This window comes from Ponticaulis sp. (assembly GCF_029210165.1).
In the GTDB taxonomy this organism is placed as follows: domain Bacteria; phylum Pseudomonadota; class Alphaproteobacteria; order Caulobacterales; family Hyphomonadaceae; genus Ponticaulis.
Genome location: NZ_JARGNT010000001.1, coordinates 1412780 through 1428003, shown reverse-complemented (window position 1 = coordinate 1428003; position 15224 = coordinate 1412780). Strand labels below are relative to the sequence as shown.

The window sequence follows — 15224 nt, the reverse complement described above, 5'->3', positions numbered from 1 at the left end:
CCGCAAGCTGCGCTTGCGCGATTAATGAATGGTTAAAATCTGCTCGTTTGGCTGTGGGGTAAATCTACTTCGTTTTCTCGCCAAGCCAGCCGGTTTGCAGAAGCGGTGCCGCTTCAATCTTGTCCGCGTCCATCATGCTGGACACCAATTCGAGTGATGCGACCACCATGGATTGCTGCCAGGCTGGCAACTCGTCGAAACGGCCTTCAAACTCGGCCTGAAGAAGATCCGGCGCATGTTCCAGCGCAGCACGGCCTGCATCTTCCAGCTTGATCCAGACCCGTCTGCGGTCAGATTCAGAGCGCCGCCGACTGACCATGTTTCTTGCCACCAACCGGTCTACAAGATTGGTTATGGTCGCATTCTTCAACTGGGTCTGTTCACAGATCCAGCCAACTGAAACCTCGGGGTATTCCGTCAGCATTTGCAGCACTTTCAGCTGCGACGGCGTGAGGCCTTCAATCTCGGCCAGACGCTTGGAAGACTGTTCAATCTTCCTTTGTATCTGGCGGATGGCAATCAGTGCTTCAGCGGAGCGCTCGCTCATTGGCCTCACCCTCTCAAAAATCATGCAGCGCAGGACCGAGCGCTTCTTTTAATGGTTCCAGATGCGCCTCGTACGGACGCCATTGCTCCATACCAGACCGGTTGATGGGCTGGCGCACCTGCTCGGAGCTGGCTGTTCTTACCGCACGATCGGTTTTGTGGAAATCGAGGCAGGCCTGCTCAAACGGCAAACCGCAATACTCCAGCATGCGGCGCACCTGACCTTCTGTATCGTCCAGCACGTCTTCGTGCTGCACTTTCAGAATACGGCCCTCGGGCAGCACGTCATGCCAGTGGTTCATCAGGTCCACATAGCCACGATAATAATGCCCGATTTCCTGCAGGCCGTAAGTGAATTCCTGTCCTTCGGCAAACAACTGCTTGAAGCCGGACCAGCAGCAATCAAGCGGATTGCGTCGCGCATCAATAATCTTCGCGTTCGGCAGCATCAGATGGATGAGGCCGATATGCCTGAAATTGTTCGGCATCTTATCGGTAAAGAATGGTGCGCCCTGACGGTGCACGCGTGTATTTTCAATATACTCCGCACCCAGACGTTCAAAGTCGCCGTCATCCATTTCGTGCAGACAGCGCGGATAGCGCTCCCGGTCCGAAATCATGTTCCGGCCACGCAGACGGTGCGCTGTCGCCAGAACATTCGGCAGTTCCAGCGTGCCATCCACCATGCTGTGAGAGGCGAGGATTTGCTCAAGTAGCGTAGAGCCAGCACGTGGCAGACCCAGAATGAAAATCGGGTCCGGTGCCTGATGGCCAACACCGTCACGCGCAGTGAACAAGGCCGGTGTGCAGTGCTTTTTCTGGGACTCGAATTCGATGTCCATCTGCTCGGACGTATAGCGCGTCTGACGTGTCTTCAGCGCATTGCCTTCGCGCCAGGCTTCGAAGGCAGCATCATAATCGCCCGCATCCTCATGCGCCTTACCAAGCGCAAAACAGATATGAATACGCGCCATGAAAGCGAGGTTCGGGTTGTCTAGCGCGGCCTCCATCTTCGCGATGTCCGCAGTGTCAAACTTGTAGGTTTTCAGATTGGCCAGCGCATACCAGCCATCACCATGAAGCGGCGTCACATCAAGCGCCCGCTGATAGGAGGCCACCGCTTCGTCTGAGCGGCCAAATGTCTTCAGCGCATGACCGCGCGAAGTAAGCGCCGCCAGATCATTCGGGTTCTTGTCCAGAACCTGCTCGAACAGCTCCAGCGCGCGATCGATCTCACCGGCATGCATACTCTCAATCGCCAGAAGCGACTGGAAGAGCGGGCTGTTCGGGTCTTTCTGATAGAGATATTCAGCCTGTTTGTGCGCCGCCTCATATTTCTGACGCTTGCGCAGCACCTGAATATGATCAATGCGCAGCTGCAGATTTTCCGGCTCGAACTCGATGGCCGTTTCCAGAAGGAAATCTGCATCTGTGAGCACAGACAGACGCGAACCAATATCCGCGAGTAGGCGCATGCCTTCCGTGTCGCGCGGGTTCTTCTGCAGATAGGCGCGAACAATCTCCTCGGCGCGCAGAATACGGCCCTCATGGAGATGGTTGATCACCGCGATCAGGTCGCGCGGCAACGTCTTCATACGTTCAGCCTGCGCATAGGCCTCGTTAGCACCTGCCTGATCACCTGTGCGGTAATTCAGATCGGCCAGCTTTTCCCAGCTGGCAATGAGTGCAGGGTTATAGCGCACAGCGCGGCCATACCCCTCGCGCGCACCGCGCTCGTCGCCCATAGCAAGGCGCAAATGCCCTTCTTCCTGAAAGCCGCGACCAAAGTCCGGCGCAGACCGTTTCAAGCGTTCGATCAGGGCTGAAGCTTTGTCGAATTCTTTGAGATAGCGCGCACACACGGCGCACATATAGAGCGTGTCCTGATGCTCGCCGGTTTCACCAAGCAACGCCTCGCCCTGACGCAAAGCCTCGTCGAAACGGCCTGCCTTCATAAGGGATTGAAGTTGTTTGAGTTGGTGCGGTGAAATCACAGTCATGAGATGCTTTTAAAGAGACACGTCCTGAAGGCAACAGCGCCCTGAAACTCTCATTTCAGGGCGCCATCTAATTAAATCAATCCGTCAGGATGTTCAGATCAGTTGTAATCGTATGAGAAACGAACACCGATCGTACGTGGACGCATTGGCGTAATGCGCTCACGGTCATTGACGAAGTTACCAGACAGTTCTGCGTGCTCGTTTGTGAGGTTTGTCACGAAGAGTTCTGCAGACCAGCTGTCAGCCGTCACACCCAGCGTGCCGCCGAGAGTTGTGTAGCTGTCGAGTTCCATTTTGTTGATCTCGATAATGTCTGTGACGCTTGAGTCAGAGAAGATCAGCTGAGGCATAACGTGCGCTGTCAGTGGAGAGCCAGCAATCGTTTGCTCCAGATCCCACTCGTAGCGTGCACGGATGTTACCCTGATAACCCGGCGCGAACGCCAGCTCGGAACCAACCAGAACGTCGTTTGTCGGCGTGAGGACTTCCGTCACCTCTGAGTCGAGGAATGAGAAGCCACCCGCAACAGTCAGGCCGTTGATAGATGCCGGAGCCCATGTGAACTCACCTTCAACACCCTGAAGCTCTGCGTTTGCTGCGTTATCAGAGAAGAAGAGGTTCGTGATGGACGGGTCAAAGATCGTCGTCTGCAGACCGGAAATGTCTACGAAGAACGCAGAACCGTTGAAGCGCAGAGAGCGGTTAAACAGCTCGGTTTTCCAACCGATCTCATAGTTTTTCACTTCGTCGGTGTCGACTGCGTAAGGTACTGTGAAGCCACCCGGACCTGATGCACCGCCTGGACGGTTCAGAAGACCTGGACGGAAGCCTTCAGAATATGTCGCGTAAAGCAGAACATCATCTGTCGGTGTCCATTCACCAGTTGCTTTGAAGATCACACCGTCTGTAGACGCTGTGTCAGGCGCGCCAACTGTGTTGCCAGGTGCGAACTGAGCAGAGATGTTCGTACCGAACACCTGTTGGTCAGTATCAGCAAACAGGTTGAAGAATGAAGAGTTCGCAGACCCTTCCAGATCAACCTCTACGTCGTACCAACGCGCACCAACTGTCACAGCGAACTGGTCTGACAGGTCGAATGTCGCTTCACCGAAGACGCCCATTTGCTCGTCCGTACGCAGAACATCATTACGGAAGATTACGCCGTTCGGGAACGGACCCGGGTCAGAGAAGTAGCCCTGAGTTTCGTTACCAACCTGACCAGGTGTCGCAGCGCCGTTCGTCAGCGGATAGTTCGGCGCGAAGCCGACTGAACCGTCTGTGTAAACGACCTGAGTTGAACCCGGATAGGTAAAGTCGTTCAGCTCTGCCAGTTCAAGATTAGAATAGAACGCACCGAATGTCGCGCGGAAACGCTCGTCAGCCGGTGTGTTGAAGCGAACTTCGTGTGTCTGGATTTTTGTTTCTGTAGACGATTCTACGAACATATCCGGCGCGTAACATGTGCCAGCTGGTGCAGGACCAGTCGGGTAGGTTACATCATAGTCACAGATGTAATATGGCAGGTACTGACCGACGAACAGATAGTCAGAGTAATCTACGACCTGATCTGTTGTACGCTCTGTGTAAGCACCGGTGTAAACCGCTTCGAGGAAGCCGATACGGCCTTCGAGGGTCCACGCAGTGTTGTGGTAGCTGTCATCCAGCTCGTCTTCTGTGAAGCGTGTGACTTCATAGTCGCCAAGTTCCGGATCGTCATAGAAGACACCGTCAGCTTCAAGCTGCTGCTGGGAGTGAGCGACCAGAAGGTTCCAGTCGTCATTGAACTCATAGTAACCGGACAGACGGAAGCCGTTATATGTCGCGTCGTTGAAGTCGTCTTCAGCGATTGTCGCGTTGTCGGCGTCGATGAACGTTACACCAGAGAGGTAAGCGTCAGTAGCAGCTGTGTTGCCCTGTGCCTGGAAGCCCGCGCGGTTTGCGCCGACAACCGTACCGTTCGCGCGAACTGTGCTCGCTTCACGGAAGCGCGCAGATTCACGAACGTTGAGTGTACCTGGAACGTTATCGATGTAGCCGCCAGCATGGTCTGTGTAGACAACGCCGCGAAGCGCGAAGTTATCTGTCACTGGCAGGTTGATGACCGCCTCAACGCTGTTCGACATTTCGCCGCCTTCAGTGAAGGACGTAGACGCGTCAAAACCAGCTTCGAAGCCATCAAGGCTTGGCTTGTTTGTGATCAGACGAACTGTACCAGCCTGAGAGCTCGCGCCGAAGAGCGTACCCTGTGGACCAGACAGAACCTCAACACGTTGCATATCAGCCGCGTAAACGTCGAGGTTACGACCTGGCTGAGAGACTGGCTGCTCGTCGAGATAAAGCGCAACGTTAGGCGCAAGACCCGCAACGCCCGCAGTTGTCAGGTTTGGCGTCGTAGACGCGAGGCCACGAATGTAGATCGTGTTCTGACCCGGGCCAGAACCACCAGCTGTTACGCCCGGCAGCTGCACGAGGTAGTCATTAAAGTTGGAAACGCCGAGGCTTTCCAGCTCTTGCTCACCCAGTGCTGTTACAGTCACCGGAATTGTCTGAGCGGATTCTTCACGTTTCGTCGCTGTAACCTGAACGGCTTGCAGGCGGCGGTCTTCTGGCTGTGCAGGTGCATCCTGCGCAAAAGCTCCGGCCGCGGTCGCACTTGCAAATGCAACAACAGAGACGCTTTGAAGAAGTCTTCTCATGATGTCCTCTTTCACTTTGTTTCGATCATTAAAAGGAATCCAGCCCAATCGAATCCCCCACGGGCCCCAGAGAGACCCGTTAAGCTTGGGCGTTTGGTTAGTCGATTATTTCGACAATGGAAAGGTCAGCAACGGCTCGCGACCAAAAAGCCGCACATTTTGGGGCTTTTGTGTCACACTTTCCTTCGATTTCCGTAGCGTTCGGCACTATATGAAGGGGTGGAAAGCAAGAAACGGAGAATCTTTTGTTTGACGATCTAGATATTTCCTGCATGACGGTGTGATGACTGATATCGAACAGACCGGCTCTGAAGAAGAGCTCATCGTCCCTCAGGATATTCTGGAATACGACACCGACTATGAAATCGGTCAGGACAATGTCGAGGTCATGGGCCTCGATATTCATAATCCGGTTTTTTTCCTGTCTGCGGGCATCGTACTTTTCTTCTCAGTCCTGACACTGATCTTCCCCGAGGCTGCGTCCGATTTCCTACTCGGCGCGAAAGCAGGCACGCTGCAGAACTTCGACTGGCTGTTTGCGATTACGCCGCCAATCATTCTGATCTTCTGTGTTGGCCTCAGCATTTCACCGCTTGGTCGTATCCGCCTTGGCGGGCAGGACGCGACACCTGATTTCAGCATTCTCTCATGGATCGCCATGTTGTTTGCCGCTGGCGTGGGCGTCGGCTTCATGTTCTGGGGCGCGGCAGAACCGCTGGCCTATTATACAGACTGGTATGGCACCCCGCTGAATGTTGAGGGCGCGACGCCAGAGGCCAAAAGCTTGGCGTTCTCCTCCACGCTCTTCCACTGGGGCCTCTCACCATGGGCGATTTACGCTGTCGCCGGCCTCTGTCTTGGCTTCTTTGCCCATAATAAAGGCCTGCCGCTCAGCATTCGTTCGGCCTTCTACCCGATCCTCGGCGAACGTATCTGGGGCTGGCCGGGCCATATCATCGACCTGTTCGCAGTTGTCTCCACCATTTTCGGCCTCGCAACGACAATCGGCCTTGGTGGCACACAAGCCGCAAACGGCATCGCCTACATGTTTGGAATTGAATCCAGCATCTGGCTTCAGATCGGCCTGATTTGCTCCATGACAGGCCTTGCCGTTATTTCGGTAATCCGCGGCATGGATGGCGGGGTCAAACTCCTCTCCGACATCAATATGGGCGTGGCGTTCTGCCTGCTCGTATTCGTCATCATCGCTGGCCCGACTGTGTTGATCTTCACCGGACTCGGCGACCACCTTCTGGCCTACGTTACCGACACACCTGCACTCACCGAATGGCGTGGCCGTGAGGACCTCTCCTGGTTCCATGACTGGACCATCTTCTACTGGGCATGGTGGATTTCATGGTCACCATTTGTGGGCATGTTCATTGCGCGCATTTCCAAAGGCCGCACGGTTCGCGAGTATTTCACCGTGGTTCTGCTCGCCCCGTTCGCCATTTGCCTGATCTGGTTCACCGCCTTTGGCGAGACAGCAATCCTGCAATTTGATCAGGGCGTTGGCGATCTGGCGGAGGGCGTGAGCGATTCATCCATTGTCCTGTTCCAGATGCTCGATTCCTTGCCGTTCGGCATGTTCACATCGATTGCAGCGATCACGCTTCTCATCGTCTTCATTGTGACATCAGCCGACTCCGGCGCACTCGTTGTCGACACGATCACCTCCGGCGGCAAGACGGATGCGCCCGTTTATCAGCGCATCTTCTGGGCCTGCTCGCTTGGTCTGACTGCATCTGCACTCCTCTATGGCGGCGGCGAAAATGCGCTCCAGTCTCTGCAGGCGGGCACGATCACTGCGGCTATTCCGTTCACGATCATTCTCCTCGTCAGTTGCGTGACGCTGTATCTCGGCATGGTGGACGAGCACAAAAAGTCCAAGGCATGGATCGAGGAAGAAACAGAAGAGCTCAACTCATAACTTTCTGATTGAAAGACCCTTCTCCGGCGTTATTCTGGTTACATAACGTTCGGGGAGGACAATCCATGAGTAGAGTGAGATTTGCGCTGGCCGCATTGGCTGTCGGCGCATTGGCACCTATCGCACACGCACAGCTTAGCAATGATGCGCTCGGCGCGTTCAATACCGCCGTTCAGAGCGGTGACAATGGCGCTATAATCTCTGCCTCTACCGCGCTCATGGATAACGCCATTGCCAATCCATCAGACCCAAACGCGACGGTTGCCGCCTATGAAGCCGCGCTAAAACTCTGTGAGCGTCAGGCGTGCGAGACAGCTCTTCGCGGCGCCGAGTTCACAACCCGCCAGCCCGACACGGGCGCGCACCCGCTTATGTCAGACCGCGAGCTGTTACGCGCCTATGCAGAGTTTGCGACAGATTCAGACGGTTCCAGCCGCCGCGGTCTGCGTGAAGCCCTCGAAGCCGTCCGCGATCGCGACCCGAGCTATCTCAGCATGCGTGCGGGCCATGCGCTCTATTCAGAGTTTGTCCGTCGCGGAGACTGGCGCGATGCCTGGCGTATTGCGAGCGCCGAGGCCGACCACCTCTACCCTGTGCGCAGCGTCGTCTCAGAAGCCTATTATGGCGCACGCCAGAACGCGGCGGTGTCTTTCTTCTACTCTGAACAAACACGCGAATCTCACGAGCTGATCGCCCGCTGGCACGCTGAAACAGCACAAGCCGTCTCTCAGGTCGTAGATGCAGGTTATGCCGCGCCTGAATGGCTGGAGGCCAATTACTGGCAAAGTGAAGCCCTGCTGCGCCTCGCCGACTATTGGTTTTATTCCTACGACACGGACAATTCGCTCGCATCCATGCGCGCGCAGGGACGACGCATCCAGCCCATGACCGACGCCCAGCGTCAGCGGGTTTTAGCTGAATACCCTCTGGCTATTCCCGAAGAGTTATTCTTCTTCAGCATTCCTGAGGACCAACTACCATTCTGCCGCGGCGAACTCATTCAGGAACCAGAGCTGGAGTATCCGAACAGCATCACCAATTTCTGGGCCGGTGTCGGCGTCGTCTATGTCAAGCTTCACTTTGAAGAAGATGGGAGCGTGAACGACGTAGAGCTGCTTGCCTCCATTCCTGCTTCATCAGACTTTGAAGAAGACACATTGGAAACCGTCCGCCAGTGGCATTATGAAGTTGCCGCAGACGAAGAGAGGGAGAACTGCAGGCTCTCCCTCTACCCTTATGATTACAATGTCGTCTTTTATATCGGACGGAACTGATCAGAAACGACCAGCAGGCCCCGGGAAGACAACCGGGGTCTCGCTACCGTCTGTCGCGACAGCCGATACGCCGAAATAATAGTTGTCGATGACGATATTCTCGAGCGTGTATTCGGTAACATCGCCCACGAAGCGTGAGTAAGCCCACTGGGACTCATCTGTCAGACGCCACCAGACGCGATAACCCGCCAGATTGTCTGAGTTCTCCGGCTTCTCCCATGTGAGTGTGGTGTTGGCCGTCACCGCACCTTCAATCTCGACATTTGCAGGGAATGGCGGCGCGCCTGCAATACCCGCCATAGTGATCGCATTGAGCGCGGTCAGCTGGGCCGCATAGACCTCGTCAACGCCTTCCATCGTGTCACCATAGACAATGCCATCTTCGGTGCGCAGATCCTGGTGCTGTCGATCATAATGCTCGTGGACTTCCATGATCCGCACGCCAGGAATGCCAACCTCGTTGAACGGACGGTGGTGACCACCGCGGCCAAACCGGTCCAGACGATAGACCATCATCACGTCCATATTGGTCATATAGTCATCGGCCATACGGTCGATATAGCGCGCAAGATTTCGCGACGGGCTGTCGACTTCCCCGCCTGTGAAGCGACGGATACGCGCCTCTTCAGGGGTTTCAACAGCGCGCGTGCCTTCAGAGAATACTCGCACAGTCGAGTTATCGATGACGCCATCAATGCCGGAAATATTCGAGATCATATCATTGTTGAGAACGGCTTTGATCTCCCAGCCATTATCAAGCGCATGCTGAGCGACGATACGACCACCGATCAGCCCCTGCTCTTCACCGGCCAGCGCCGCATAAATGATTGAGCCGTCAAACTCGTACTGCGAAAGGATGCGCGCCGCTTCCAGAGCGCCCGCAACGCCGGATGCATTGTCGTTCGCGCCCGGCGAGTCTGATGTCGAATTCATCACGTCAGAGACGCGGCTATCGATATCACCTGACATCATCACGAAACGGTTGGGGTCGGTTGTCCCGCGCTGAATGGCCACGACACTGATCACATCGGCAGGGCCCGGCACACGTCGCTCGTTTTCGACTGTATCGCCGATATACATGACCTCCAGACAGCCACCGCATTCGGCAGAGATCGCTTCAAACTCTTCGAAAATCCAGCGACGCGCAGCGCCAATACCGCGCGTATCGCTTTCAGTTTCAGACAGGGTGTGACGTGTTCCGAAATCGACAAGCGTCTGGATGTCAGCGCGAATACGCTCCGGAGATGGCGCATGCGCAATATCATACAGGTCCATAACTTCGCTTGGCGGAGCGACTGTCTGCGCAAACGCGTTTGGTGTGATGGCAATTGCGAGACTAAGCCCGGCACCGGCGAACAGATTTTTCATGAACACATCCCTTTGACTGAGAAAACGGAAACTAGGTGCCCACCCTTTAAAAGCAATCATGTCAGACGCTTCACCGGATGAACACAGAAAGTTGGTTTTGACTTGAGCGCCATGTCCCATAATTTGTTCAGTATAGCTTACCTAGCGGAACTAACACTGGCCCGACGCGTACGAGACCAGAGGAGACTTAACTCACATGGCTGTTTATCGCCCACCGCATATTCCATCCTCTGAGATCACGCCGAAGGATGTCTGGCTGAACCGACGATCTATTCTGAAGAGCGCCGCAGCCCTTGGCGCGACAACGCTCGCCGCACCTCTTGCAGCCTGCGGTCAGGAATCTGCGACCGGCACCAGCTACACAACCAATGAACCGGTCACGCCCTATCAGGACGTCACCGGCTATAACAATTTCTACGAATTCGGCCTTCAAAAGACGGATCCTGCCCGCCATTCCGGCGACTTCAACCCGCGCCCGTGGACAATCGAAGTCGACGGCCTCGTAAACAATCCACGCACATTCGACATTGACGACCTGATCGCCAGCCAGACAATCGAAGAGCGCATTTATCGCATGCGCTGCGTTGAGGCCTGGTCCATGGTCATTCCGTGGAACGGCTTCCCGCTTTCCGCACTTCTCAATCAGGTCGAGCCGCTTTCCAGCGCGAAATATGTCGCGTTTGAAACAGTCGTACGTCCTGAAGAAATGCCGGGCCAGCGCGGTTTCTTCCAGCCCCTGCCATGGCCATATCGCGAAGGCCTGCGCCTTGATGAAGCCATGCACCCGCTTACGATTTTGTCGACGGGCGTGTTTGGTGAAACCCTGCCGAACCAGAACGGTGCACCTGTCCGCCTCGTTGTGCCGTGGAAGTATGGCTTTAAGGGCATAAAATCCATCGTGAAGATCACCCTTACAGAGCAGGAGCCTCCATCTACATGGAATGTCTCCGCGCCGAGCGAGTACGGCTTCTACGCCAATGTGAACCCGAACGTGCCGCACCCGCGCTGGAGCCAGGCCACCGAGCGTCGTATTGGCACAGGCGGCTTCTTCGGGGCCGACCGCCGTGAAACGCTCATGTTCAATGGCTATGCTGACGAAGTTGCCGACATGTACGCCGACATGGACCTGACGCGTTATTTCTGATGTCCGTTTCCAGCAGCGTTAATTCCGCCGTCCGTAAAATTCCGGCATGGCCGCTTTATATTCTCGGCCTCATACCTGCGGTATGGGGCTTTTACCTCGGCGCGACCAACCAGCTCGGCACCGACCCTGTCAAAACCTTCGAGATATTTCTTGGCCTCTGGGCGATCCGCTTTCTGCTACTCACTCTGGCGATTACGCCGCTGCGTGATCTGGCGGGCGTGAACCTTATCAAATACCGGCGCGGGCTCGGCCTGCTGGTCTTCTGGTATGTGTTGTTCCATTTCCTTGTCTGGCTGATCCTGGATCAGCAGCTCATGATGGCGCAGGCGATTGAAGACATCACCAAGCGGCCTTTCATCATGCTGGGTATGGCAGCGCTTGTCCTGCTCATACCGCTAGCGCTGACGAGCTTTAACTTCGCAATTCGCAAGCTGCGCAAGAACTGGAACAAGCTGCACAAACTGATCTATGTGATCAGCATTCTGGCTGCGATCCACCTCTTCATGGCGACCAAAGTTCTGGACACGGAGCAGTATGTCTATCTGGCGCTGTTTGTGGTGCTGCTCGGATACCGCATTGCCCGCGAGCCGATCCTGCAGGCAAAACGCGCGGCGTAACCAATTTTTAAAATATGCTAAGCAGATCGCCAGGCATTCAGTGACGTCAAACCGCGACTGCGGTTCGGGCTTCGCCCGCCCTCACGGAGCGACTGAGCGCAGCGAAAACAGCGTAAGTGAAATCTCGAACCAAAATCAGCCAAAAGCCCAATCCATGCAGCGGCAGACCGCCGCCGGGCTTTCGCCCCCCCCTGCCGGAGCCGCTGCGCGGCGTGAGGCAAAACAAGCATGATTTTTCCTGCAATCGATTCACGCTCAGGATCGCAGCCTTGAGCGCGATCCATCGCGAAGCAATAGCGAAGCAATAGCGAAGCGGGGATCAAACATAATTCATCGCGCTGTAGAAAAATTTTTCGCAAAAAAAATTTGCGAAAGCGGATGGTGCCCCCGGCCGGACTCGAACCGGCACTCCCGAAGAAAACGGATTTTGAATCCGTCGCGTCTACCAATTCCGCCACAGGGGCACGGAAAATGCGAACCCGCTAGATGACAAGAAGCGGAGTGCACGTCAATCGAAACTGAAGGGAAGTTTTGCAGGCCAGCTAAAATGCCAGCCTGACGGGCTATCTAGCCGTCGACTTTCCAGCCGCGTGCCGTACGACGGGCTTCCAGAACACCATCCTCAGACGAGGTGTAAGCGCGCGCACGTTCAGCCTGTGGCTTGGAGTGAGATGCAAAGCGCATGAACATCGCTACGCAAGCGATGATAAGGCCGACAATCGCTGTCGCAATCGCAACGACACCTGCTGCCATGAGAACCAGAGCGCCGACCGCGAATGTTGCGATAACGGCAAATAGTCGTTTCACAGATCCGAAAAAGGATCCGCCGCCGCCCAGCCCGTTAGTCGTCATATTCGCATTGATCATATTCATCTCCTAATAGGAGTGTGGGGACGATTGAGCGGTTCGTCAATCCGCTCTTATCAGCATGCCACGCTCGGCACGGATTTTTGCATATGCACCAGTGATGGTTGCCGCTTTTTCATTCGCGCGTGCTTCAAACTCATGTGGCACGCCATTCATCACCAGCCTGTCCGGGTGATTATCGGCCATCAGCTTACGGTAAGCGACGCGAATATCATCAAAGTTCGCCGAATGGCTCACGCCCAGAATTTCGTACGGATCATCAGGGTCTGCGCCCATATGGCTCGCTTTGATGCGGCGGAAATCATCTTCGGAGAAGCCAAAAATGGATGACACCTTCTGCAGGTAGATCATCTCGTCCAGCGTCACCACGCCGTCTGCACCGGCAATGTAGAACAAGCCATCCAGCACGCCCTCTAACAGGCATGGCCGGTCACCATATTTGCGGGCAATTTTGGAGGCATAGCCCTCATATCCGCGCACCGTCTGGCGGGCGAGATTGAACACCCTGCGAACAGATGCCGCATCCTCAGGTGCGGCACGGAAAACCTTTGAGAAAACCTGAACCTCATCATCGGTGACTTCGCCGTCAGCCTTGGCGAGTTTCGCGCCCAGACCAACGACAGCCGCCGTAAAACCTACATCCTGAGGGTCCGGACCGCATGAAGAATTGTCCGCCAGCGCGGGCAGGTCGTCCTCATGGTGAGGATCAAACAAGCGCTGAGCGCGCTCCAAAAGGCGATTCCAGATGGTCATCCTGCGAGTCTTATACCCTAAAATTCTAATTTTGTCAGATCACGCTCTGTTGAGTTTTGCTTAAACCTTCGTAATTCTGAAATCCCCGTTACACCGCGCATCGAAAAGAAAAAACCGTGATCGAAACGATAGTCATTCTAAGCGTCTGCGCGGGGCTTTCGTCCTGCTGCAATAGCGGGAATGCGATCGCTGCGCGCTTGATCGCGGCTTTACGATCATCCTGTTCGGGCGGGCCGAGGAATAGCCCGATCAGTCACGCCCGCGTGACCTCTCTTACAATTTCGTAATGCACTCATCCAGTTCCAGACCGGTGTCGTAACCACAGTATCCATCGCAAAAAACGCGGTGGCCGAGCACCGGATCGATCCTCACTCGCTCGCCTAACAGACGACACATGGAGTGACACATTATGAAATCTCTGATCGCCTCAACCGCACTGGTTGCGACTCTTTCCATGCCCGCTTTTGCAGATTGTGCAAATGCGTCGGCAACACGTTCCGCACAGACTGAAATCGAAACAACTTATGCCGGCCACCATTCTGAAATGCAGGCTGATATCGTCGGCACAGCACAGGATGCAGGCTTCACAACTCTGCTCGCAGCGGCTGAAGCAGCTGGCCTTGTCGACGCCCTTCGCGGCGACGGCCCGCTGACAGTTTTCGCACCGACCGATGAAGCCTTTGCCGCGCTCGGTGAAGACACAATCGCCACCCTGCTTGAGCCGGAAAACAAAGACCAGCTCGCAGCAATCCTTTCCTACCACGTGATCGCAGGCCGCGTAGAAGCCGCTGATCTGGTAGGCACAACAACTGAAGCTGAGACCCTCAACGGTACGGTCTCAATCGACGGAACAGACGGCGTCATGGTGAACTCGGCGACTGTCATTCAGGCTGATGTGGAAGCCTCTAACGGCATTATCCACGTCATCGATACGGTCCTCATGCCGTAATCCCCTCCTCCTCTCATCCCCCCACTTACTAAAATCCACTGAGAGGAACTTATCGCCCCGGCTTCGGCCGGGGTCTTTTTTTTGGGGGTAAGCTTACCGGTTTTGCGAGGCCTTTAATTCGGCAATTTCAGCTTTCAGCTCGGCGATGACGCTGAGAATTTCGTCGCCCTTTTTGAGCATTTTCTCTTCGGTGTCCTCAATCTCGTCCTCGATCTGCTCGATCGCTTCTTCAGTACGCTCATCCTGTTCTGCCTGAAGGGCTTCAACGATCAGCGCGATGAAGAGGTTCAGAACCGCGAAGCTCGCAAGGAAGATGAAGCTCAGGAAGAAGACCCACGCATAAGGATGGCCGTCATCCATCACCTTCTGGACGACGTCATTGCGCCAGCCATCCATGGTCATCACCTGAAACAGGGTGAAGGCCGAAGCAGGCAGATCATGAAAAAGCGCATGAACGTCGGGATCGTCTGTGCGGCCATAAAGCGAGGTCGCCATCACCGCGCTCGCATAGATGAGCACCGCCAGAACCGCGATAATCGCGCCCATGCCAGGAAGCGCCTTGAACAGCGCCTCGACGATCCGCTTCATCATCGGCACGACATGCAGAAGACGCAGAACCCGCAGCACGCGCAGAGACCGCATCACCTGGAACGGGCCAGAGCCCGGCAGGATCGAAACGCCCACAACGAAGAAATCGAAAATGTTCCAGCCGGACCGGAAGAAATCCAGCCTGTGCGCATAGAGCTTCAGCAGAAGCTCGATCACGAACACGCCCACAACGAAAATATCGAAGAATTTGATGCCCAGATGCAAAAGCGGCGGCAGCGTCTCAACCGTTTCCAGCCCCAGCGTAATCGCATTCAGAACGATCAGCGTGGTGATCGCATTTTTAAAATAGCTGTTCTCGATGATTTCCATCGCGCGACGGCGCGACGGGCTAATCGTTTCACTCACTTCCATCTGTCTTCCCGTCTCCCCAGATCGGCACAGAAATTTCTGATAACCATAACTTAAAGTCTTCTACTGCTTTTGGGTATCGTCAAATCTGGCCATATACCCATCTTTGTGGGAACGTGCATC

The 15224-nt window shown here is 55.2% G+C and carries 12 protein-coding genes and 1 tRNA gene; 5 read left to right on the top strand and 8 right to left on the bottom strand.

The genetic code is table 11. The features are described from left to right. Positions 1 to 64: 64 nt before the first annotated feature. The 3 genes from P1U45_RS07035 to P1U45_RS07025 all read right to left on the bottom strand — a co-directional run bounded on the left by P1U45_RS07035 (position 65) and on the right by P1U45_RS07025 (position 5242). The gene (locus P1U45_RS07035) at positions 65 to 547 is read right to left on the bottom strand and encodes a MarR family transcriptional regulator (protein ID WP_293610141.1); all 483 of its coding nucleotides are present in this window, start codon (positions 545 to 547) and stop codon (positions 65 to 67) included. 13 nt (positions 548 to 560) lie between these two features. Further along, complete coding sequence (locus P1U45_RS07030) at positions 561 to 2546, bottom strand: tetratricopeptide repeat-containing sulfotransferase family protein (protein ID WP_301058399.1); 1986 nt, start codon at positions 2544 to 2546, stop codon at positions 561 to 563. A 98-nt stretch (positions 2547 to 2644) separates the two neighbouring features. Beyond that, positions 2645 to 5242, bottom strand: a complete 2598-nt coding sequence (locus tag P1U45_RS07025) for a TonB-dependent receptor (RefSeq protein ID WP_301058398.1) — start codon at positions 5240 to 5242, stop codon at positions 2645 to 2647. A 283-nt stretch (positions 5243 to 5525) separates the two neighbouring features. Between P1U45_RS07025 and P1U45_RS07020 the strand changes: the two genes are divergently transcribed. Both P1U45_RS07020 and P1U45_RS07015 read left to right on the top strand, forming a co-directional pair. After that, the gene (locus P1U45_RS07020; RefSeq protein WP_301058397.1) at positions 5526 to 7172 is read left to right on the top strand and encodes a BCCT family transporter; all 1647 of its coding nucleotides are present in this window, start codon (positions 5526 to 5528) and stop codon (positions 7170 to 7172) included. Between the two features lie 65 nt (positions 7173 to 7237). After that, entirely contained in the window at positions 7238 to 8446 is a 1209-nt protein-coding gene (locus P1U45_RS07015; protein ID WP_301058396.1) for an energy transducer TonB, read from the top strand. On the opposite strand, the gene P1U45_RS07010 is transcribed toward P1U45_RS07015, so the two are convergent. After that, positions 8447 to 9814 (bottom strand): M28 family metallopeptidase, encoded by a 1368-nt coding sequence (locus tag P1U45_RS07010; RefSeq protein WP_301058395.1) that lies wholly within the window; start codon positions 9812 to 9814, stop codon positions 8447 to 8449. 196 nt (positions 9815 to 10010) lie between these two features. Between P1U45_RS07010 and msrP the strand changes: the two genes are divergently transcribed. Then, complete coding sequence (msrP, locus tag P1U45_RS07005) at positions 10011 to 10958, top strand: protein-methionine-sulfoxide reductase catalytic subunit MsrP (RefSeq protein WP_293610135.1); 948 nt, start codon at positions 10011 to 10013, stop codon at positions 10956 to 10958. Further along, positions 10958 to 11575, top strand: coding sequence for a protein-methionine-sulfoxide reductase heme-binding subunit MsrQ (msrQ, locus tag P1U45_RS07000; RefSeq protein WP_301058394.1), 618 nt, complete (start codon positions 10958 to 10960; stop codon positions 11573 to 11575). The genes msrP and msrQ overlap by 1 nt, the downstream gene beginning before the upstream one ends. A gap of 379 nt (positions 11576 to 11954) precedes the next feature. Here the strand turns inward: msrQ and P1U45_RS06995 are convergent. The 3 genes from P1U45_RS06995 to P1U45_RS06985 form a co-directional block, all read right to left on the bottom strand. Next, positions 11955 to 12039 (bottom strand) — tRNA-Leu (locus P1U45_RS06995). 103 nt (positions 12040 to 12142) lie between these two features. After that, positions 12143 to 12442: a hypothetical protein gene (locus P1U45_RS06990; RefSeq protein ID WP_301058393.1), complete on the bottom strand. Its 300-nt coding sequence runs from the start codon at positions 12440 to 12442 to the stop codon at positions 12143 to 12145. Between the two features lie 42 nt (positions 12443 to 12484). Next, positions 12485 to 13195, bottom strand: coding sequence for a molecular chaperone DjiA (locus tag P1U45_RS06985; protein WP_301058392.1), 711 nt, complete (start codon positions 13193 to 13195; stop codon positions 12485 to 12487). 409 nt (positions 13196 to 13604) lie between these two features. On the opposite strand from P1U45_RS06985, the gene P1U45_RS06980 reads away from it, so the two are divergent. Further along, positions 13605 to 14144, top strand: a complete 540-nt coding sequence (locus P1U45_RS06980; protein WP_301058391.1) for a fasciclin domain-containing protein — start codon at positions 13605 to 13607, stop codon at positions 14142 to 14144. 93 nt (positions 14145 to 14237) lie between these two features. Here P1U45_RS06980 and P1U45_RS06975 read toward each other — a convergent pair whose 3' ends face one another. Next, complete coding sequence (locus P1U45_RS06975) at positions 14238 to 15104, bottom strand: ion transporter (protein WP_301058390.1); 867 nt, start codon at positions 15102 to 15104, stop codon at positions 14238 to 14240. Positions 15105 to 15224 lie beyond the last annotated feature (120 nt).

Coding starts and splice junctions, on each gene's coding strand:
- P1U45_RS07035 (WP_293610141.1), bottom strand. CDS start 547: ATGAGCGAGCGCTCCGCTGAAGCACTGATTGCCATCCGCCAGATACAA.
- P1U45_RS07030 (WP_301058399.1), bottom strand. CDS start 2,546: ATGACTGTGATTTCACCGCACCAACTCAAACAACTTCAATCCCTTATG.
- P1U45_RS07025 (WP_301058398.1), bottom strand. CDS start 5,242: ATGAGAAGACTTCTTCAAAGCGTCTCTGTTGTTGCATTTGCAAGTGCG.
- P1U45_RS07020 (WP_301058397.1), top strand. CDS start 5,526: ATGACTGATATCGAACAGACCGGCTCTGAAGAAGAGCTCATCGTCCCT.
- P1U45_RS07015 (WP_301058396.1), top strand. CDS start 7,238: ATGAGTAGAGTGAGATTTGCGCTGGCCGCATTGGCTGTCGGCGCATTG.
- P1U45_RS07010 (WP_301058395.1), bottom strand. CDS start 9,814: ATGAAAAATCTGTTCGCCGGTGCCGGGCTTAGTCTCGCAATTGCCATC.
- msrP (WP_293610135.1), top strand. CDS start 10,011: ATGGCTGTTTATCGCCCACCGCATATTCCATCCTCTGAGATCACGCCG.
- msrQ (WP_301058394.1), top strand. CDS start 10,958: ATGTCCGTTTCCAGCAGCGTTAATTCCGCCGTCCGTAAAATTCCGGCA.
- P1U45_RS06990 (WP_301058393.1), bottom strand. CDS start 12,442: ATGATCAATGCGAATATGACGACTAACGGGCTGGGCGGCGGCGGATCC.
- P1U45_RS06985 (WP_301058392.1), bottom strand. CDS start 13,195: ATGACCATCTGGAATCGCCTTTTGGAGCGCGCTCAGCGCTTGTTTGAT.
- P1U45_RS06980 (WP_301058391.1), top strand. CDS start 13,605: ATGAAATCTCTGATCGCCTCAACCGCACTGGTTGCGACTCTTTCCATG.
- P1U45_RS06975 (WP_301058390.1), bottom strand. CDS start 15,104: ATGGAAGTGAGTGAAACGATTAGCCCGTCGCGCCGTCGCGCGATGGAA.